Genomic DNA, 20,460 nt, shown 5'->3' on the forward strand with positions numbered 1-20,460 from the left:
CCGGAGGGCCATGGCCCTCCGGCCCGGCGGGGAGAGGCAGTTTCGGCTTTGGTCCGCCCGGCTCAGTTCCCCAGCCTGCGATTGGCAAGGACCGGGATCTTCGCGCGGACCTCCGCGACCTCATCGGCGTCGATCTCCGTCATCAACAGCTCCGGCTCGGCGCCCAGACGGTTCCGTACGGTCCCGTCGGGGCCGACGAGCATGCTGTGTCCCACTCCGGTGGGCGCCGTGCCCTGCGTCGCGACTCCCCCGGCCGCCGGGTCGGCCTGGCCCACGGCCGCCACCCACAGCGTGGCGTCCAGGGCGCGGGCGCGCACCAGCAGCTCCCACTGATCGACCTTGCCGGGGCCCGCGCCCCAGGAGGCGGCCAGCAGGGTCGCGGTGGCCCCGGCGTCGGCGTGGGCCCGGAACAGCTCCGGGAAGCGCACGTCGTAGCACGTGGCCAGGCCCAGGCGTACGCCCTCCACCTCGATGGTGACGACCCTCGATCCGGCGGCGACCGTGTCGGACTCGGCGTAGCCGAACGCGTCGTAGAGGTGGATCTTGTCGTACGTCGCTTCGGTGCCGCGCCCCGTGGCCAGCAGGGTGTTGGCCACCCGGCCGCCGGGAGCGGGGGTGAACATGCCCGCGACGACGGTGATGCCCGCTGCCTCGGCGATGGCGCGGACCCTGGTGGCCCAAGGACCGTCCAGGGGTTCGGCGAGCGACGCCAGGGGGGTGCCGAAGCAGGCCATCGACGCCTCGGGGAACACGACGACGTCCGCCCCGGCGTCCGCCGCGCGGGACGTCCATTCCTCGATGAGGGCGAGGTTCTTGCCGGGTTCGGGGCCGGTGGTGAGCTGGCTCAGTGCGATGCGCACAACGGACCGCCTTTCGGTGTGGTGTCGGATGGGCCGGGTGGGACGAACGTAACGGGCGGCGCGGCCGCTCACGGAACTCGGGCGGCGGACTCGGCCTCCGCGACGGCACCGCCCAGAGCCGCGTCCTCCGCATCGGCGTGGGCGGAGTCCCTGCCCAGGAAGAGCCCGATGAGGGTCACGGCTGCCGCGGCGGCGAGGTAGAGAGCCAGCGGGATCCAGCTGGCGTAGGCGCTGAGCAGGGCGGTGAACAGCAGCGGGGCGATCGCGCCGCCGATGAGGCCCGCGAGGGTGTAGGCGAGGGAGGAGCCGGTGTAGCGCAGGCGGGGTGAGAACTGCTCGGCGACGAAGGCTGCCTGCGGGCCGTACATGAAGGAGTGGATGGCCAGGGCCACGACGACGCCGCACACGAGCAGGATCCAGCTGCCGCCGTCGACCACGAGGAAGAACACGAACGGCCAGACCCCTGCGGCGAGGGCGGAACAGCCGTAGAGCATACGGCGGTTGACCCGGTCGGACAGGGCCCCGGCCAGCGGGATGAGGAAGATCTGCAGGAAGGATCCGAGCAGGACGGCCGTCAGGGCGGAGCCGCGGGTCATGCCCAGTTCGTCGGTGGCGTAGGTGAGGACGAACACGGTGAACATCGCATACAGCACGTCGGGGGCGACCCGGCTGAGGATCGCCGCGCACAGGGCGCGGGGCTGGGTGGTGAAGACCTCGCGGATCGGGGCCTGAGGCTGCGATTCCTCGGCCTCCATGGCCTTGAAGACCGGGGTCTCCTCCAGCTTCGCCCGGATCCACAGGCCGAAGGCGACCAGCGCACCGGAAAGGAGGAAGGCCACGCGCCAGCCCCAGGACAGGAACTGCTCCTCGGTCAGGAGCACGCCCAGGGCCGCGAGGACGCCGTTGGCCAGGAGGTTTCCCGCGGGCGGTCCGATCTGCGCGGCGGAAGCGTAGAAGCCGCGGCGGCGCGGGTCGCCGAACTCGCTCGACAGCAGTACCGCGCCGCCCCATTCACCGCCGACCCCCACGCCCTGCGCGAACCTCAGCAGGACGAGGGCGATGGGGGCGGTGACGCCCGCGGTGGCGTAGGTGGGAAGGACCCCGATGAGGAAGGTGGCCGCGCCGATGAGGACCAGCGTGGCGATGAGGACCTTCTTGCGGCCGATCACGTCGCCGAGCCGGCCGAAGACGATGCCGCCCAGGGGGCGCGAGACGTAGCCGACGGCGTAGGTGGAGAACGCCAGGAGGGTGCCGGTGAGGGGGTCCTCCGAGGGGAAGAAGAGGTCGCCGAAGACCAGTGCCGCGGCGGCGGAGTAGACCGCGAAGTCGTACCACTCCAGAGCGGTCCCGGTGAGGCTGGCGAAGAAGGCCCGGCGGATGCCGGAGCGGTCCGGCGAGACCGCCGGCGGGCCCTTGGGGGTGTGCTGCATGCTTCCCGATCCTTGCGTCGAGGGGACATCGACCTGGACATCGACCTTCCGGCATACTTCTTGTATACAGGTCGTATGCGCAACCCCCGCGCCGGAAGTTAACCGTGTCGAGATCCGCCCCCTTTTGGAGTGCCCCATGGCCGTGCTGACCTTCGAACTCCCCGACGGCTCCACCCGCGATGTCGACGTCGTGCAGCTGCTCAACGCCGGATACGCCGGGCGCGAGCAGGCCGACGTCGCCGCGCATGTCGCCGAGCTCGCCCTGCTCGGGGTGCCCGCACCGTCGGTGACCCCGGCGCTCTACCCCGTCTCTCCCTACCTGGCCCAGCAGACCGACCGGGTCGCCGCGCCGCACGCGCGCACATCGGGTGAGGCGGAATGGGCCCTGGTCGTCGCGGACGGCGGCGAGCTGCTCCTGACGGCCGCGTGCGACCACACCGACCGCGACCTCGAGGTCCACGGCGTGGCCTGGAGCAAGAACGCGGCCCCCGATGTCCTGGCCCGCCGGGCCTGGCTCCTGTCCGACGTCGAAGGGCGCATCGACGAACTGACCCTGCGCGCCTGGGTCACCTACGACGACGGCCGGGAGACCGAGATCCAGCACGGCACGCTCGCCGAGCTCCTCACGCCCGGCTACTGGACACACGTACTGCGCGAACGCGACGGCCTGACACCCGGCACCGTCCTGATCTCGGGCACCATCCCCATGGCCGACGGCGTGGACCAGTTCGCCGACGGCTGGCGCGTGGAACTGGGCGACCCCGCCACCGGCAACACGATCGACCTCGCCTACCGGGTGGTACCGCTGCCCCGGCCCATCGGCTGACCACGCACGCACACGGCGCGCCTGCTGCCCGGCTCCCGAAGCCGCCGGGGGCAGGCGCGTCGGCACAAGCCCTTCATCACCCGCCGCGCCCCGGCACGCTAGGCCCGTCGGAGCGCGTGCGCGCGGCCCGTACCGGGCACCCGGTGGTCCATGAAGGGCGTACCGGTGATGAACTCCCGGAATTTCAGAGCGGCTTCGGACAGATAGCCCTCGCGGTTCCACACCAGGGTCAGCAGGCGTTCGCAGTCGGGCGCGTCCACATGAACCCAGGCGACCGGGACGGTTGATTCCGTGCCCGCCCGGCGGGAGATCGCCGGGATGAGGCCGATGCCGAGGCCCGCGCTGATCATGTCCTGGCTCGCGCCCGGCTCATCGCCCTCGCAGGACAGCAGCGGCGTGAGCCCCTCGGCCGCGAACAGCCGGTCCAGAAGGGTGCGCTGCCAGTGGCCGGGGCGCGTGGACACGAAGGGCTCGTCGGCGATCTCGGGGATCGTCACGCTCTCCCGCCCGTCGAGCCAGTGCCCGGGCGGCACCGCGAGCAGCACCTCCTCACGCGCGAGCTCCACCGATTCGAGGTTCGTGCCGGTCAGCGGCTGCGAGGCCACGCAGAAGTCGACCTCCCTGGTGCGCAGTCGGCGGTCCATCTCCTGCGCCGTCGACTGGAAGAGCCGTACATCGGCACGAGGGTGGTCGGCGCGGAAACTGCCCAGGAGATGAGTGATCGTCAGGAGCGTCTCGGAGGCCACACTGACGCGGCCGAGCCCGGTGTCACGGGCCTCGCGCACCGCCCTGCGGCCGTCGTCGAGCTCGCTCAGGGCCCGCTCCACGTGCCGCAGGAACATCGCCCCGTACGGGTTGAGCCGGATGCGGCGGCCCTGCCGGTCGAAGAGCGGTGAGCCGAGCTCGGACTCCAGGCGCGCGATGGTGCGGCTCAGCGAGGGCTGGGCGACGCGCAGTTCCTGAGCGGCGCGGCTGATGTGCTCGTAGCGGGCGACGGCCTGGAAGTAGCGCAACTGCAGAAGATCCATGATCCACCTTCACTTATGCCTTCCGGGCCATCTTCACATGGCAAAACCGGTCTTGGAATGCATAAGCGATTCTCCCTACGGTCTTCATCGAGGCACCGCGCCTCCGCCGGTTGCCCGGCCACCCCCTACTGCTCCGGGAAGGTTGCGTCATGAGCGCTGCGGATCTGGCCCGACTCCAGTTCGCGGCCACGACCGGCATCCACTGGCTGTTCGTGATCCTCACCATGGGGCTCGTCCCCCTCGTGGCGATCATGCATACCCGCGCCGCGTTCACCCGTGATCCCGCCAAGAAGGCCGTCCGGGAGCGCATGACCCGCTTCTGGGGCCAGCTCTACGTCATCAATTACGCGGTCGGCATCGTCACCGGCCTGGTCATGGAGTTCCAGTTCGGGCTCAGCTGGAGCGGCCTGAGCAAGTTCGCGGGCAACGTCTTCGGCGCCCCGCTGGCCCTGGAAACCCTCATCGCCTTCTTCGCCGAGTCCACCTTCCTCGGTATGTGGATCTTCGGCTGGGGCCGTATGCGCAGGGGCGTGCACGTCACGCTCATCTGGCTGGTCGCCCTGACCGCGTACGCCTCCGGGTACTGGATCATGATTGCCAACGGCTTCATGCAGCACCCTGTCGGCTATGAAGTGCGCGACGGCGCCGCCTACTTGACCGACTTCGGCGCACTGCTGACCAACTCCAGCGCGCTGGTCGCGCTCTTCCACATCGCCCTGGCGGCACTGACGACGGGCGGCGTGTTCATCGCCGGGGTCAGCGCCTGTCACTTCTTGCGGCGTACGAGGGAGACCGAGCTGTTCCGCGGCTCCCTGCGCCTGGGCCTGTGGGCGGCCATGGTCACCTCCTTCTTCGTCGTCATCGTCGGCGAGATGCAGCGCCCCGTGATCGAACGGACCCAGCCCATGAAGGACGCGGTCCTGGAGAACAGCGGCGTCGCCGAGATCCAGGCACAGCTCGTGAAGGAACACGGGCCCGGCAACTACGTGCCCTGGCAGGACACGATGCGCATCTCGATGGACGTGATGACGATCATCGGCAACACCGTCTCCACCATCACCTTCATCGCCGTCATCCTGCTGTGGAAGAACCGGCTGATGCGCTGGCGCCCCCTGTTGTGGGTCCTTGTCGCCACGGTCCCCTTCCCCTTCATCGCCTCCGCGGGCGGCTGGGTCGTCCGCGAGGTCGGGCGCCAGCCCTGGCTCGTCTACGGCGAGTTGACCGTCGAGAACGCCCTGTCCCACGTCAGCACGGCCGCGCTTGCCGTGTCCTGCACCGTGTTCATCGCCGTCTTCCTCGCCCTCGCGGTGACGAACTGGACCCTGATCACCCGCTTCGCCCTGCGGGGACCGGACGCCACGCAGCTCGGCACCACCGAACCACTCCCCGACGACCTGCCCGGGGGTCCGGGCGGCGGCTCCGGCGAGAAACAGCCCGTGCCTGCCTTATAGCCAGTGCTACTTCCCTTCGATTACGGAAAGTTGAGTTGAGCGAGATGAGTCTGGAGACCGCCTGGCTGGCCCTCCTCGGCCTGCTGCTCGCGGGGTACTTCGTGCTCGGCGGCTACGACTACGGCGTACAGATGATCCATCCCTTTCTCGGTAGCCGAGACGGCCGGGAGGGAAAGGACACGGGCGAAGATGCTGAGGGTGGCGGCCGGAACGCCGCCCTCGACGCGATCGCACCGTTCTTCCTGGGCAACGAGGTCTGGCTGGTCGCCTTCGCCGGCGTCCTGTTCGGTGCCTTCCCGCATCTGGAAGGCGCCCTCCTGTCGGGCCTGTACCCGCTGATCGTGGCGATCCTCGTCGGCCTGGTCCCGGGCAATGCCGCGATCCAGCTGCGCCGCCGCGCCCGCACCGCACGCGGACGGCGCCGGTGGGACGTCCTGATCGTGTGCGGCGGCGCGTTGCCCGCCGTGTGCTGGGGGCTCGTCGTGGGCCTGCTGCTCCACGGGGTGCCCCGCCGGGCCGACGGCAGCTTCCACATCGGGCCCGGCGACGTGCTCTCGCCGTTCACCCTGGCCTGCGCCGTCACCACCGCGCTGCTCTTCGCGGCACACGGCACGGCGTTCGTGGCCCTGCGCTCGGGGCACGAACTAGCCGTCAGGGCAAGGCGCTTGGGTGATCTCCTGCTGCGCGGGGCGGCTGCCGCAGGTGCCCTCGCGCTGCTCCTCACGCTCTTCGGTGCGGGCGCCTCGATGACGAACCGCGCGACCTCGGCGGTCATCGCCGCCCTGTTCGCGGCAGCGCTCACCGGCGCCTGGTGGTGCTTGTCCCGGGGACACAACGTCGGTGCGTTCGCGGCTACTTGCTGCGCGACGGCGCTGCCCGTACTGCTCGTGGGGGCCGGTCACTACCCCTACCTCCTGATCAGCTCGGCGGGAACGGGACTGACCGTCGGCCACGCCGTCACGGACGGCGCCACGTTGAAGATCCTGAGCGCGTTCGGGGTCCTGGTGATCCCGGTGATCCTCGCGTACCAGTCCTGGAGTTGGTGGGCCTTCCGCGGCCGGACGGGCCGACGCCACCCCAGCTACTTCTGAGCCACGCACCGCGACGAGACGGACGAGAGGAACGAGAGGTATGCCTGTATGAAGCCCGTCGAACGGCGCCTGCTGCGTGAACTGCCTTTGCTGCGCCGCCACATGACGTACTCCGCGGTGCTTGCGCTTCTTGCCGCCGGACTCGTCGTCGCTCAGGCGGTCCTGCTCGCGACGGTCCTGGCGGACGGCTTTGCCGGACGCCCGTTCCGCAGCACACCCCTGGGAGCGCTGGCCGCCGTCATGACGCTGCGGGCGCTGCTGGCCTGGGCCCGCGAAGTGCTCGCGCAGCGCACGGCGGCGGACACCAAACACACGCTGCGCGAGAGGATCACCGGCCGGCTGCGGGACACCGACCCTCTGCGGCTCACGGCCCGGCGCCACGGCGAGACGGTCACGCTGCTCACCCGCGGGCTCGACGCCCTGGACGCGTACGTCGTCGGCTACCTGCCCACCATGGCGGCCACCGCGGTGGTCCCCCTGACGGTGGTCGCCTGGCTGGCGTGGACCGACTGGACCTCGGCAGTGATCGTCGTCGTGACGCTGCCGCTGATCCCGGTGTTCGGTGCGCTGGTCGGCGCCCACACCGCCCGGCGCACCGCCCGGCAATGGCAGTTGCTGTCCCGCCTGGGCGGGCACTTCCTGGACGTGGTGGCGGGACTGCCGACCCTGCGCGCCTTCGGCCGCGAGCGGCACCAGGCCAGGGTGGTGGGCGAGATGGCCGACACCCACCGGCGGGCCACGATGCGCACGCTGCGGGTGGCGTTCCTCTCCTCCTTCGTCCTGGAAACCGTCGCCACTCTCTCCGTCGCGCTGGTGGCCGTTCCGGTCGGGCTGCGGCTGCTGGGCGGCGAGTTGGACCTTCGTACGGCGCTGGTCGTGCTGTTCCTGGCCCCCGAGGCCTACCTCCCGCTGCGTGCGGCTGGTGCGGCCTTTCACGACAGCGCCGAGGGCATCGCCGTGGCGGATCGGGTGTTCGCCATTCTCGACGAGCCCGCCGACACCGCCGAGGGGGACGGCCGGGCCGCGGGGGACGGCCGGGCCGCGACTGCGGAGCGCGCTGCCTGCCCCACCCCGAAGTCCGACGCCCGCGCGGCACACCTGCGTCTGGACAGCGTCACGGTCCACTACCCGGACCGTGCCGCGCCCGCCCTCCGAAACGTCTCCCTCTCCCTGCGCCCCGGCGAACACGTCGCCCTGGTCGGCCCGAGCGGCGCGGGCAAGTCCACGCTCCTTGCACTGTTCCTCGGCTTCACGGCCCCCGCATCGGGCCGGGTCACGGTGGACGGCAGCGATCTGGCCCGCCTCGACCCTGACCAATGGCGCACCCGGGTGGCATGGGTGCCCCAGCGCCCGCACCTGTTCGCCGCCACCGTCGCGGACAACATCCGCCTCGCACGCCCCGACGCGAGCGACGCGGAGGTCCGCCGGGCGGCCCGCGCCGCCTTCGCCGACTCCTTCATCGAGGAACTGCCGCGGGCGTACGAGACGCTGCTCGGCGAGCACGGCGCCGGACTCTCCGCGGGCCAGCGCCAGCGGATCGCCCTGGCCCGCGCCTTCCTCAAGGACGCCCCCGTACTGCTCCTGGACGAACCGACCGCCCACCTCGACCCGCACAGCGAGGCAGCGGTCACCCGCGCCACGGTCCGCCTCATGCGCGGCAAGACCTCGATCGTGGTCGCCCACCGCACCAGCCTGCTGCCGCACGCCGACCGGATCATCACCCTCGAAGCGGGCAGCATCGCCACGGCTTCGCCGACGCCGACGGCGCTTGCCCCCGCTGAAGGACTGGTGGTCCCGTGACCATACGGAGGGCAGCCGTTCAGGACAGGTCAGGTGCCTTCGCGGCCGGATGCGCAGGCCACAACTGCGGCTGTGCCACTGCCGACCCCGGCGAGGTCGGCGTCCCCGCCCCCGCGTGTTCCCGTGCCCCGCGCCCGAGCCGCTGCCCCCATGCCACCTCTGCCCCTCTTCCGCGAGCAGACCACCGCCCCCTGCCCCAACCAGCCCGCCCAGAAAGACCGGTGGCCCCATGACCCTCCACGCCGACGCCACCACAAGCACCCCGGCGGCACGCGGGCCGCGCCCCACCCTCCGTATCCTGCGCCACCTCCTGCCGTACTGGCGCCGACTGCTGCCCGCCGTGCTCGCCTCGGCCGGCAGTGAACTCGCCGCCGCCGCGCTGATGGCCACCGCCGCCTGGCTGATCACCCGCGCCGCCGAGCAGCCCCCGCTCGCCTCGGTGAGCCTGGCGATCGTCGCCGTGCGCGCTCTGGCACTGGGACGCGGAGCACTGCGCTACGCCGACCGGCTGCTCGGCCATGACGGCGTACTGCGAGCCGTCACGGGCTTCCGCACCCGCGTGTACGAGGCGCTCGTGCCCCTCGCTCCCGCGGGCACGCCCGCCTTTCGCAGCGGCGATCTGCTCGCCCGGCTCGTCGACGACGTCGACGCCGCGCAGAACCTCCTGCTGCGAGTGCTGATTCCGGCCGCGGCGGCCTGCGCGGTCGCCGCCGGCGCCACCATCATGGCCGCAATGCTGCTGCCGCAGGCAGGTCTCCTGCTCGGGCTGCTCCTGATCGTGGCGGCACTCCTCGTACCGGCCCTGGTCCTCACGCTGTCCCGCCGTACGAGCCTCGCGGAAAAGGCCGCGCGTACCGAACTCGCCTCCCTCACCTTGGACTTGACCCGGGGCGCGGCGGATCTCGCCGCGTGCGGGGCACGGGGACGCGCCCACGAAGAGACCCGCCGCGCCTCGGCACGGATTGCCGCGCTGGAGCGCAGGGCGGCCTGGACCACCTCGCTCGCCTCCACCACGGTTCTGCTCCTCCAGGCCGCGGCAACGGTCGGCGTCACCTGGCTCGGGCTCAGCGCCCACGCGTCGGGGGACCTGCCCGGCGTGTGCCTCACCGTCCTCGCGGTCCTCGCCCTGGTCTCCTTCGAGGCGCTGACTCCGCTTCCTGCCGCCGCCCGCCATCTCGCCGACGTACGGGTCAGCGCGGGCCGCCTGGCCGACCTCCTCGACACACCGCCGCCCGTCACCGAGCCACGCACACCGGCCGCACTCGCCCCGCACGCACCACTCGGCGTGGACATCACCGACCTGCGCGTACGCCACCACCCCGACGGTCCCCCGGCTCTGGACGGGCTGAGCCTGCACCTGCCGCCCGGGCGCCGGACTGTGCTCCTGGGCGCCAGCGGCTCCGGCAAGTCGACACTCATAGCCGCGCTCATGCGGTTCATCCCCTACGAGGCCGGCAGCATCCGGATGGGCGGACACGAACTGCGCGACTACGCGGGCGACGACGCCCGCCGCGCGATCACCGGCATGACGCAGGACGCCCACGTCTTCCACACCACCTTCCGCGCCAACCTCCTGCTGGCCCGCCCCGACGCCACCGACGCCGACCTGCGCGAGGCAGCCCGCCGGGCTCAACTCCTCGACTGGATCGAGTCCCTGCCCGAACGCTGGCACACCTTCCTCGGCGAGAACGGCTCCGCCATGTCCGGCGGCCAGCGCCAACGCCTTCTCCTGGCCCGGGCCCTGCTCGCCGATCCGCCCGTCCTCGTCCTGGACGAACCCACCGAGGGACTCGACCCCGACACCGCGACAGTCGTCCTCACAGACATCCTGCGCGCCACCCACGGCCGCACGACCCTCCTGATCACCCACAACCCCGCGGGCCTCACCGCAGCCGACCACATCCTCACCCTCGACCGCGGCCGCATACGGGCCGCTGCTCACCGCCCTCGATCTGATTGGATTTCCGCATGACGGACTGGTCGCGACTCAGCCACGCTTACGGCCCCGCGGGAGATATCCCCGGGCAGCTGGAGCGGCTGGCATCGGCTCCCACCCCCGAGAGCTGGAACGCCTTGTGGTCGGCGCTGTGCCATCAGGGCAGCGTCTACCCGGCCAGCTTCGCGGCACTTCCCTGGCTGGCCGGTGTGGCCGGCGGGCAAGACCGCGAGGAGGCCGTCAACGCGCTGGCTCTGGCCGGCGCGGTCATGGCAGGCGTCGACCAGCCGCACGGGGCCGGTGATGTACGTGCCGAGCACGCGGCCGACATCGCGGCGCTGGCATCACTGGCCAACGCGCATCTCCGGACGACCGAGGACCCCGCCGAGTACGCCTACCTCCTGGAAGCCGTGCTGAGTTTCGAGGGTGTGGCGGGCTGGAGGGAAAACCTCGCCCGGGGGCTGATGAACGAGGAGTACGAGGTCACCTGCCCGCAGTGCGCAGCGGGCCTGTTCCTCGTGCTCGGAGAGCCTGGCTTCTTCTCGTGCACCGGGGACTACGCACTGTCCGAGGACAACACCGCTGTCGAGACCAGGCCCTTGCGCCCGGCGGACCCAGCCGACCTGGAGGGTATCGGCCGACGTCTGCATGACCTCGCCTGCGGCGACGAACAACAGTCGGTGGCCCGAGCGTTGACCCACCTCTTCGGCCACGCGACCTGCCCCGACTGCGAGACATCCTTCTCGGTGGCCACACAGGTCAACGCCGACGCCAGCGGGCTCGCCTCCGCTTGAGAAGTCCTGCGACGCGGCCGGCATCTTCGCTGCGCGGCAGCGGGTGCCCTAGGGTCGCCGCATGCGACGAAGGACAGGAGCGGCAATAGCCGGGGCTGCCGCCCTGGCCTGGGGCGAGTGGTTGAACTGGCGCTGGTCCCGAGCGCTCGTGGGGAGCAGCGGGGGCGCGTCGGAAGCAGTGGTCGTGCTGGGCTACCGGAACCCACAAACAACGGCGAACTTCATCAACCGCTGGCGCGTCCGTGCTGGAATCCGCTCCGTTGGTGCCGGCAGCGTGCCCAACACCCGCGTGATCTTCAGCGGTGGCGCTACCGCCAACTGCACCACTGAGGCCCAGCTGATGGCTGACCACGCGAAGTCGGTGCTCGAGTTCGACGGCACGGTCCTTCTCGAAGAGCACAGCGCGACGACATGGGAGAACGTGACGAACGTGATCCCTCTGCTCGAGGATGCCGACCGCATCAAGATTGCCTCCCAACCGGCTCACGCGCTCAAGGCCCGTGCGTACTTGCGGCGACAGCGCCCTGACCTCGCCGAGAGGCTCGTGCGAGCGGACGACTACCGCCCTGGCGAGTGGCTGATCGGTAAACCGCTGCTGGCTCTGTACGGACTCTGGACACTCCGCGGCCTCACGGCCGAAGAACGGAAGGTCTCGCTGTAGAGATCCGCGGGCGGACCCCAGAACGAGGGCCGGTCCGGGCCGGTTCTGCCGACATTGACAGGTCTCTGTCGACATGTTGCTATAAGGCGCTGCTCAGCCGGACCTGCGCACGTCGCATGCCGTCGGGCACCGGATCGACAGCCACTTGACCGGGGGTGGCGCCCCCGAAGCAGAGCGAGGAACCATGCCGCAGCGCGCCGCGACCATCGTCGGCGGCGGGATCGGCGGTCTCGCGGCTGCCATCGCCCTGCACCGCCGGGGGTGGCACGTCGAAGTGCTCGAACGCGCACCGGAGTTCACCGAGATCGGCGCCGGCATCTCCCTGTGGCCGAACGCGCTGCGGGCACTGGAGGCACTCGGTCTGGCCGACGCGGTCAGGGAGCTCGGCGCCGTCGAGGCCACCGGCGGCGTACGCGACCGGCGGGGCCGCTGGCTGTCCCGTACGGACAATGCGGAACTCACCCGCCGCTTCGGCCACCCGCTGGTGGTCCTGCACCGCGCGGACCTGTTGCGGGTGCTCACCGAGGCGCTGCCCGCCGACAGTCTGCGCTCGGGCAGTGCGGTGTCCTCGGTCCGCCACGACGGCGACGACAGCGACGGCCCGGTCGTCGAGTACGCCGGAGGCGAGTCCCGGCCCGATCTCGTGGTCGGCGCCGACGGGCTGCGCAGTGCGGTCCGCCGTGCGCTGTGGCCCGACGCGGCCGGCCCCCGGTATGCCGGGTACACCGGCTGGCGCATGATCACCGAACCGCTCGCCGAACCGCCCTCCGAGGGCGCGGCGACCTGGGGGCGCGGGGAGCGGTTCGGTTACACGGCACTGCCGGGCGGACGCATGTACTGCTTCGCGACCGCCTCCCTGCCGGCGGGGACGGCCGCCCGGCCATCGGCCGACGGCTCCCCCGAGTACGCCGAACTGCTGCGCCGGTTCGGCGACTGGCCGGACCCCGTCCCCGCCCTGCTGGCCTCCGTACCCGGGGACACAGTGCTCCGGCACGACCTGTACGAGCTGCCGCCGCTGCCCTCCTTCGCGCACGGCCGGGTCGCGCTGCTCGGCGACGCGGCCCATGCCATGACCCCGAACCTGGGCCAGGGCGCGTGCCAGGCGTTGGAGGACGCGGTCACCCTGGCCCACTGCCTCGACGCCACCACGGACGTGCCGGCCGCGCTCCGCTCCTACGACCTGCTGCGCCGCCCGCGGACCCGGATGATCACGCGCCGCTCCGCCCGGCTCGGCGCGGTCGGCCAGCTGTCGTGGCCGCCCGCCGCTCTGCTGCGCGACGCGGCCGCCCGGCTGATGCCGATGCGGGCGACGCTGCGTTCGATGACCCCGGTGCTCGGCTGGACCGCGCCGGGTGACCGGGTGACCGCGACGGGGAACGAGAGACGCTGATGCCGGACTGGACGTACCACCCGCTGCGCGGCGCGGCCGCTGCCGTACTCGGTCTGCGCCGTTCGCAGCACACTGCCCTGCGGTTGCTGGCCTCGGTCGGCTCCCGTCCCGCCGGCGCGCGTCTGATCGCCCGGGGATTCGGCCACCGGCATCCGCCTGAGCTGCTCGCCGGTGAGATCGCCGGGGTGCCCGTGTGCGTCCGCCTCGGCATAACCGTCCCGCCTTCGCTCGCTCGCGACACGATCCGTGCCCTGGCCCCGCTGGGCGCAGGGGTCGTCGAGGTGGCGCCGGTCTCGGCCGCCGACGCGCAGACCGTGCGCGAGGCCGCTGCCGGGCGCTCGATTCCGGTGGTCGTCCGCGCCTGCGACCCGGAGGCCGAGGACGCGCTCAAGCCTCATGTCGACGGGTTCACCGGCAGCGACGATCCGCACGTCGTCCGGGTGTCCGACCCGTCGGTCACCTCCGCGGCGACCGCACTCGGGGAGCCGGGCACCGTCGTACTCGCCCGCCCGGAGGTCCTGGTGGCCGCCGGACCCGGCTGGTTCGCGCGAGTCGCCGAGGCCGCCACACCCACCAAACCCGCTCCGGCACTGCGGGACGTCGGCCTGTTTCCCCTCCGCTGGCCCGCCTGGTGGTGGGCGCTGCTCGTCGGGCTCGGCATGACGGTCGCCGGACTCGGCGCCGCGGCGATCACGCTCGGTCCTGTTCTGCTCTGGTACGACCACGACTACCTGGGCATGACGCTGCACGACCTGCACGCCGCCAACCACCACCTGGTGCATTTCCTCCAGCACGACCGGATCACCATGGCCGGCACGATGGTGTCGATCGGCGCCCTGTACACCGGCCTGGCCGTGGGCGGGATCAGACGCGGCTGGCCCTGGGCCCGCGAGGTGTTCCTGCTTTCGGGGGCGATCGGCTTTCCCACCCTGTTCTACTTCCTGGTCATCGGCTTCGTGGAGCCCCTGCACACGGCGGCCGCTCTCGTGCTGTTCCCGATGTTCCTGATGGGGGTGCGCCGCACCCCGCACCGGCCGCGGTGGCGTCTGGCGCCCGAAGGCCCGGAGCCGGAGCGCCGACGGGCGCTGGTCGGCCAGCTGCTGATGATCCTCACGGGAGCGGGACTGTTCGCCGGCGGCGCGGTGATCTCCGTGGTCGGCCTGACCGATGTCTTCGTCCCGACCGACCTGACCTTCCTCGCCACCGACGCGCAGTCCCTTCAAGCCATAAATCCCCGGCTCGTATCGTTCATCGCCCACGACCGCGCGGGCTTCGGCGGCGCCCTGATGTCCGCCGCGGTGGCCATCGTGCTGCTCAGCGCGTGGGGTTGGCGGCGGGGCGAGGCCTGGGTGTTCTGGACCCTGGCCGCCGCGGCGGCGGCCGGTTTCCTGCCTGCTGTCGTGGTGCACGGCTCCATCCACTACACCGATCTCATCCACCTCGCGCCGGTGTACTTCGGCATCATCCTGACCACCATCGGCCTGCTCCTGGCGCGTCCGTACCTCTGCGCCAAGGCGTCGGCGGGGAGTTCGCAGGACTGAGGTCGCGTTCCGCTCGGCGCTGCTCGAACTGCGGCCTCCCGGTCAGTCCACCGCTCCGCCGCCGAACCCGATTTCGTTGCCGTCCGGGTCGCGGAAAGTGGCCTTGCGGACGCCGTTGGCGTAGGTCTCGCGGGTTTCCGGTTTCAGGCCCCGCTCGGCGATCTGCGAGAGGCGGGAGTCGAAGTCGCTGACGAAGACGGTGTGAAAGGCGTGCCCGGCCTGCTGGGGGCGCACCTCGATGAAGACGTAGCGGTGTTCGTCGAGCTCCCACACCGCCTCGGTGTCGTTGGGCAGGAAGGACGGCGGCGTGCCGAGGAGTCGCCCGTACCAGGCCACCGCCGTGTTGTAGTCGCGGACGGGAATGCCCGCGAACAGATCTACGGTCATGACGCCCATGCTAAGCACGCCGGAGGCCGCCCGGGGTCCCAACGAGCATGCGCGGGCGCGCCGGGACTGTGGCACACAAGTATCCCATTTGCGCTTGTCCCGAAGATCGTTCCGTTGGAGGCTACGGGCATGCCAAATCAGCCGACATTCGTATTTGTTCATGGTGCCTTCGCGAACTCGTTCTCGTTCGCGCCGCTGCAGGCCGAACTCGGCCTGCTCGGACACCGCTCCATCGCGATCGACCTTCCGGGACACGGCTTCGAGGCAACCTACGCCGCGGCCTATCAGGCTCCTCAGGATCTCGAGGCGCTCGCCGCCGAGCCGGGCGGCATCAAGGGGGTCACTCTGGCCGACAATGCCGCCCGCGTGATCGACGTCCTCGAGCGGGCGAAGCAGAACGGCCCGACCATTCTCGTCGGCCACAGCAGGGGCGGCGCCACCATCACGGCGGCCGGCAACGCCCGCCCCGACCTGATCGACCGGATCGCTTACGTTTCTGCCTGGTGTCCCGTCGACCTGAGCTTGGGCGACTATTACGCGGAGCCGGAGATGGCGAGCGTGGACCCGGGTTCCTTCGCTGCGGCGCTCGTCGGGAACCCGGCCGAACTCGGCCTGCTGCGGGTCAACTTCCGCACCGCCGCGCCGGAGCCGCTCGCCGGGATGAAGCAGGCCTTCGCCGCCGATCTCACCGACGACGAGTTCCGGAACTTCCTCAACATCTTCCAGCCGGACGAGAATCTCGATGCCGGCACGTCCGCCGACCGCGCACAGGCCGCGACATGGGGCCGCATCCCCAAGACCTACGTACGTCTTGCCGACGACACCAGCATCCCCCTCGCCATGCAGGACCGCATGATCCGCGAGGCCGACACGCTCACCCCCGACAACCCCTTCGACGTCGAAACCCTCGAAGGAAGCCATCTGCGCTGGCTGGTCCACCCGAAGCCGGCCGCGCAAGTCCTTGCGACCCTCGCGGCACGCTAGGGATCCCACAGCTGGCCGTCATGTCCCGGCCCGGCGTTCGTACTTGCGCCGGGCCGGGTCACTCACGCCCGTCGTGGCCCGTGCTCTGGACGAGGTCGGCGACGGTGGAGGCCGGAGTGCTGAGGATGCCGTCGAACGCGTCGAGGACAGGGGTGTGCACGTACACGCTCTGCAGCCGGATGCGGTCGGGGCCGCTGAGGTTCCGGGTGCGGGCCCCACGGAGGTCGGCGATGCCGAGTTCCGGACCGGTGGCGGCGAAGTCCGCTTCGATGCTTCCGGGCTCGGGCGGCGCCAGCGGGGTGTCGTCGACGGTGAATCCGAAAGGGGCCTGCTCGTCGCGGTTCATCTCGGCCGTGTGTCCCGTAGGGCTGGTCAGTCCGAGGGCGAAGTAGGCGTCGCCGAGGGCGTTGTGCAGGTGCTGTCCCATGGGGAGCCCGGTGAGACGGCCGTCGAAGGCGATCGGTGTCTTCTGGATGTGGGCGTTGTGGGCCGCCAGTACGACACGGTCCGTGGGTTCGAGCCGGTTCAGGTGCCACAGGAGGGATTCGGCCATGTAGAGGTCGCGGGCCGAGGTGTCGGCGGTCAGGCCCTCTCCGGTGAAGAGAGCGGCCATGGCGCGGAAGGTGTAGTCGCCGTGCCAGGCGCCTTCCAGGCGTCGCAGGGCGACGTCGTAGCCGTGCCGGTCCCCGCGGGAGAGGTACAGCGGTTCCAGGGAACGGAATCGGATGAGCAGGCGTGCCAGAAGTGCGCTGAGGGTGTCCTGCTCGGCGGTGGGCAGGCGGGCCCACGCGGGTGCGGCCACGGCTGCGGAGTCACCGGCGAAGGATTCGGCGATCGTCATCGCGGCCTGGAGGGTCGGCAGCGTTTCGGGGTCGATCTCACGTAGGTAGTCGGCCAGCGGGACCAGGGCGGGGAGCAGCGATCCGCCGGCCGCAGGGATGTCGACTCCCGCGAAGCGGACCGGTGATGTGGCGGTGCGGTTGTGTCGGCGCAGGAAGCGCAGTGGCTCCTGGAGTCCGATGGGGACCGTTCCCTTGAGGTGGGCGGCGAGGTCGTCGTCCGTTCCCCGGCCGTGGGCCCAGGCGTCGAGGGGGAAGCCTTCGCTGAAGCCGTACTCGAAGGCCAGGACGGTGAACCCGCAGCGCTCCACCAGGAACTGCAGGATGCGCTGGCGCATCTGGGCGAACTCGGCGATGAAGTGGGAGTGTTCGCCGAGGGCGACCACGCGGACACCGTCGAGGAGGTCGCGCAGCGGCTCCAGGTCGTCCAGGGGCGCTGCCGGGTCGAGGTGGCTGAGCGCGATGGCGTGGCTGTGGAGCCAGTCGGCGAACGGCGTGGGGTCGGTTGCGGCAGGCATGCTTGCGGCTCTTTCGCGAGGAGGATGCCGGGGGTGTGGGCCCCGGGGTGGATCACTGGTGCGGGAGTGCGGGCGCTGCGTCCCGCAGCGCGTCGACGCTGCCCGACATGACCGTGCGGACATGTTCGGTGAGGTGCTCGGCGGGCCAGTCCCACCAGGCGACCGCCAACAGGCCTGCGATGTCCTGGTCGTTGTAGCGGGTGCGGATGAGGCGGGCCGGGTTGCCGCCGACGATTGCGTAGTCGGGCACGTCGCCGGTGACCACGGCACCGGCGCCGATGATCGCGCCGTGCCCGATCCGTACGCCGGGCATGACCGTCGCGCTGTGGCCGAACCAGACGTCGTTGCCGACGACGGTGTCCCCCCGGCCGGGAAGGTCGGTGAGCAGGTCGAAGTGGTCGGACCACGAGCCGCCCATCGTGGGGAAGGGGAAGGTCGAGGGGCCGTCCATACGGTGGTTGGCACCGTTCATGATGAACCGCACGCCCGTCCCCAGCGCGCAGAACTTGCCGATGATCAGCTTCTCCGGCCCGTAGTGGTAGAGCACATTGCGCGTCTCGAACGCGGTCGCGTCGTCCGGGTCGTCGTAGTAGGAGTACTCGCCCACCTCGATCAGCGGGGACTTCACCAGCGGCTTGAGCAGCACCACTCGCGGCTGTCCGGGCATCGGGTGGAGGACGGTCGGGTCGGCAGGCACGGGCACAGGAGGATTCCTCATCGGGCGCGGGTGGTCAGTATGCGTTCGCCGGTGCGCACCCGCGTCCACATGCGGGTGCCCGGTGCAGGTCGGGAAGTCAGGGGCTTCGGGCCCAGCCCCGGCCCTCACCCCAGCCTGCCGTCGGCGGAGTTCCCCGGCAACGATCTTTCCCGCAAGGCGCGTTAACCTGGCGGTTAACGAGACTGATGGGGGCCGCGTGGAGATCAGGGACATCGAGATCTTCTTGGTACTCGCAGAGGAACTGCACTTTGGCCGGACCGCCGAGCGGCTGCATGTGACTGCGGCGCGCGTCAGCCAGGCCATCAAGAAACAGGAACGGCAGATCGGCGGCGCACTCTTCGAGCGCACCAGCCGTCACGTCAGCCTTACTTCGCTCGGCCGGCAGTTGTACGACGACCTGCTCCCGGTCCACCGCGGTCTTCAACGGAGCCTGGAGCGAGCCGCGCTGTCCGCGCAGAATGAGACCACGGTGCTGCGTCTGGGCATGACGTCCAGCAACAGCGAGGACCTGCGACCCATCCTCGCCGAGTTCTCGGCACGTCATCCCGCCTGCCTGGTGCAGATCCGCGCCGTGGGCTACAACGACCCCTTCGCCGCACTGCGCCGGGGCACGATCGACGTCCTGCTCGCCTGGCTGCCCATCAGCGAACCTGACCTCACGGTGGGCCCGGTTGCCTACACCGAACCCGTCGTGCTGTGCGTATCCTCCGCCCACCCTCTTGCGAGGCGAGACGCCGTCTCCTACGAGGACCTCGCCGACGAAACCGTCCTGACCGGCGCCGCGCCCGCATACTGGCGAGAGGCGCTGATCCCCGCCTGCACCCCCAGCGGTCGGCCGATCCCCGAAGGCCCGGCTGCCTTCGACGGCACGCAACTGCTCGCCATCGTTGCCAGCGGAGAAGCGGTGTGTCCCGTGCACGCGCACGCCCTGCGCTACTACAGACGCCCTGACATCGCCTACGTCCCCATCCACGACGCCCCGCTCGGCCACTGGGCACTGAGCTGGCTCACGAGCGGCGAGACCGACCAGATTCGGGCCTTGGCCGAAGTCGTTGACGATGTCGGTCCGATAGCCCGGTGACTGATCGATGTGTCCCCCGCTCCGTGCGGTCCGGGCGGGGCGGGCGCGAGAGCGGCAGGTTCACCGCCGAGTGACGTCGCGGCCCACCGCGGTCACGGGTGCTGACCAGGGCCCCGGTCATTCCCTGCGAGCCTGCTGGGTGACAGGTCCGTCGGATCCTCGTCCGCTTCGAGGAGCGTGTCGGCCGGGCCGATGATGAGTGGGTCCGCCTGGCCCACCGCGTCCTTGTCCATGGCCTCGTAGTCGACACGCAGCAGCAGATGCCGCATGGCTTCGAGGCGCCCGCGGCGCTTGTCGTTGAACTTGATCACCGACCACGGGGCGTGGACGGTGTCCGTGGCGCGGAACATCTCCACCTTGGCGTGGGTGTACGCGTCCCACAGATCGAGCGAGGCAAGGTCCGTGGGCGAGAGCTTCCACTGGCGTACGGGATCCACCTGGCGGATCGCGAAGCGCGTGCGCTGCTCCGCGCGGGACACCGAGAACCAGAACTTGACCAGCACGATGCCGTCATCGGTGATCATCTTCTCGAACAGCGGCGCCTGCTCGAGGAACTCTTCGCGCTGCCGCGGGGTACAGAAGCCCATGACGGGCTCGACACCGGCACGGTTGTACCAGGAGCGGTCGAAGAAGACGATCTCCCCCGCGGACGGCAGCTGGGCGACGTAGCGCTGGAAGTACCACTGGCCCGCTTCCCGCTCGGTCGGCTTGTCCAGCGCCACGATGCGGGCCCCTCGGGGGTTGAGCCGCTCGGTGAAGCGTTTGATGGTGCCGCCCTTGCCTGCGGCGTCCCGCCCCTCGCACACGACCACGACGCGCTGGCCCTGATCGCGCACCGATTTCTGCAGCTTCAGGAGCTCGATCTGCAGGATCCGCTTCCGGCGCTCATAGGCCTTGCGCCGCAGCTTCTCGGCATAGGGGTAATTCTCCCGCCAGGTCCGCAGCGGCTCGCCCTGCCCGTCGAGCAGCACCGGACGCTCCGGCCGGGCCTCGTCCACCGACAGCCCGTCGAGCAAACCCTCCGCGTCCTTGTCGTCCGACGCCACACCGTCTCCTCTCATCGACGCATGCCATCTTTCTACCCCCATCGAGCGCTACTCCGCAGAAAACGCCATTTGCGCAAGC

At 70.8% G+C, this 20,460-nt stretch carries 18 protein-coding genes; 11 read left to right on the forward strand and 7 right to left on the reverse strand.

From position 1 onward, the window contains the following. Positions 1-62 precede the first annotated feature (62 nt). Positions 63-860, reverse strand: coding sequence for a carbon-nitrogen hydrolase family protein (locus ACWFR3_RS32500; RefSeq protein WP_453738252.1), 798 nt, complete (start codon positions 858-860; stop codon positions 63-65). Positions 861-928: 68 nt separating this feature from the next. Further along, entirely contained in the window at positions 929-2,290 is a 1,362-nt protein-coding gene (locus ACWFR3_RS32505; RefSeq protein ID WP_453738253.1) for an MFS transporter, read from the reverse strand. A 136-nt stretch (positions 2,291-2,426) separates the two neighbouring features. Between ACWFR3_RS32505 and ACWFR3_RS32510 the strand changes: the two genes are divergently transcribed. Then, positions 2,427-3,116, forward strand: a complete 690-nt coding sequence (locus ACWFR3_RS32510) for a DUF2848 domain-containing protein (RefSeq protein WP_453738254.1) — start codon at positions 2,427-2,429, stop codon at positions 3,114-3,116. 98 nt (positions 3,117-3,214) lie between these two features. On the opposite strand, the gene ACWFR3_RS32515 is transcribed toward ACWFR3_RS32510, so the two are convergent. Then, positions 3,215-4,144 carry a LysR family transcriptional regulator gene (locus ACWFR3_RS32515; protein WP_453738255.1) on the reverse strand — a complete coding sequence of 310 codons (930 nt, stop codon included), beginning with the start codon at positions 4,142-4,144 and terminating at the stop codon, positions 3,215-3,217. Positions 4,145-4,293: 149 nt separating this feature from the next. Here ACWFR3_RS32515 and ACWFR3_RS32520 point away from each other — a divergent pair, with 149 nt between their 5' ends. From ACWFR3_RS32520 to ACWFR3_RS32555, 8 genes are all read left to right on the forward strand, one after another. Further along, entirely contained in the window at positions 4,294-5,595 is a 1,302-nt protein-coding gene (locus ACWFR3_RS32520; RefSeq protein WP_453738256.1) for a cytochrome ubiquinol oxidase subunit I, read from the forward strand. Positions 5,596-5,639: 44 nt separating this feature from the next. Next, the gene (locus tag ACWFR3_RS32525) at positions 5,640-6,686 is read left to right on the forward strand and encodes a cytochrome d ubiquinol oxidase subunit II (protein ID WP_453738308.1); all 1,047 of its coding nucleotides are present in this window, start codon (positions 5,640-5,642) and stop codon (positions 6,684-6,686) included. A gap of 48 nt (positions 6,687-6,734) precedes the next feature. Next, complete coding sequence (gene cydD, locus ACWFR3_RS32530) at positions 6,735-8,486, forward strand: thiol reductant ABC exporter subunit CydD (protein ID WP_453738257.1); 1,752 nt, start codon at positions 6,735-6,737, stop codon at positions 8,484-8,486. 229 nt (positions 8,487-8,715) lie between these two features. Further along, entirely contained in the window at positions 8,716-10,458 is a 1,743-nt protein-coding gene (cydC, locus tag ACWFR3_RS32535; protein WP_453738258.1) for a thiol reductant ABC exporter subunit CydC, read from the forward strand. Beyond that, a complete protein-coding gene (locus tag ACWFR3_RS32540; protein WP_453738259.1) occupies positions 10,455-11,216 on the forward strand; it encodes a hypothetical protein in 762 nt (253 codons plus the stop codon). The genes cydC and ACWFR3_RS32540 overlap by 4 nt, the downstream gene beginning before the upstream one ends. Positions 11,217-11,277: 61 nt before the next feature. Further along, complete coding sequence (locus ACWFR3_RS32545) at positions 11,278-11,877, forward strand: YdcF family protein (protein WP_453738260.1); 600 nt, start codon at positions 11,278-11,280, stop codon at positions 11,875-11,877. A gap of 184 nt (positions 11,878-12,061) precedes the next feature. After that, a complete protein-coding gene (locus tag ACWFR3_RS32550) occupies positions 12,062-13,267 on the forward strand; it encodes an FAD-dependent monooxygenase (protein WP_453738261.1) in 1,206 nt (401 codons plus the stop codon). Next, positions 13,267-14,808: a hypothetical protein gene (locus ACWFR3_RS32555; RefSeq protein ID WP_453738262.1), complete on the forward strand. Its 1,542-nt coding sequence runs from the start codon at positions 13,267-13,269 to the stop codon at positions 14,806-14,808. The genes ACWFR3_RS32550 and ACWFR3_RS32555 overlap by 1 nt, the downstream gene beginning before the upstream one ends. A gap of 42 nt (positions 14,809-14,850) precedes the next feature. On the opposite strand, the gene ACWFR3_RS32560 is transcribed toward ACWFR3_RS32555, so the two are convergent. Further along, positions 14,851-15,195 (reverse strand): VOC family protein, encoded by a 345-nt coding sequence (locus ACWFR3_RS32560; protein ID WP_453738263.1) that lies wholly within the window; start codon positions 15,193-15,195, stop codon positions 14,851-14,853. A gap of 129 nt (positions 15,196-15,324) precedes the next feature. On the opposite strand from ACWFR3_RS32560, the gene ACWFR3_RS32565 reads away from it, so the two are divergent. Next, positions 15,325-16,179, forward strand: coding sequence for an alpha/beta fold hydrolase (locus tag ACWFR3_RS32565; protein ID WP_453738264.1), 855 nt, complete (start codon positions 15,325-15,327; stop codon positions 16,177-16,179). Between the two features lie 58 nt (positions 16,180-16,237). On the opposite strand, the gene ACWFR3_RS32570 is transcribed toward ACWFR3_RS32565, so the two are convergent. Then, positions 16,238-17,536: an erythromycin esterase family protein gene (locus tag ACWFR3_RS32570; RefSeq protein WP_453738265.1), complete on the reverse strand. Its 1,299-nt coding sequence runs from the start codon at positions 17,534-17,536 to the stop codon at positions 16,238-16,240. Between the two features lie 52 nt (positions 17,537-17,588). After that, on the reverse strand, positions 17,589-18,254 hold the full coding sequence (locus tag ACWFR3_RS32575; protein WP_453738266.1) for a CatB-related O-acetyltransferase: 666 nt from the start codon (positions 18,252-18,254) through the stop codon (positions 17,589-17,591). Between the two features lie 196 nt (positions 18,255-18,450). Here ACWFR3_RS32575 and ACWFR3_RS32580 point away from each other — a divergent pair, with 196 nt between their 5' ends. Then, positions 18,451-19,335: a LysR substrate-binding domain-containing protein gene (locus tag ACWFR3_RS32580; RefSeq protein ID WP_453738267.1), complete on the forward strand. Its 885-nt coding sequence runs from the start codon at positions 18,451-18,453 to the stop codon at positions 19,333-19,335. A gap of 92 nt (positions 19,336-19,427) precedes the next feature. Here the strand turns inward: ACWFR3_RS32580 and ppk2 are convergent, their stop codons facing one another. Continuing rightward, a complete protein-coding gene (ppk2, locus tag ACWFR3_RS32585; protein ID WP_453738268.1) occupies positions 19,428-20,396 on the reverse strand; it encodes a polyphosphate kinase 2 in 969 nt (322 codons plus the stop codon). Between the last annotated feature and the right edge of the window lie 64 nt (positions 20,397-20,460).

This window comes from Streptomyces sp. NPDC055189 (assembly GCF_053606765.1).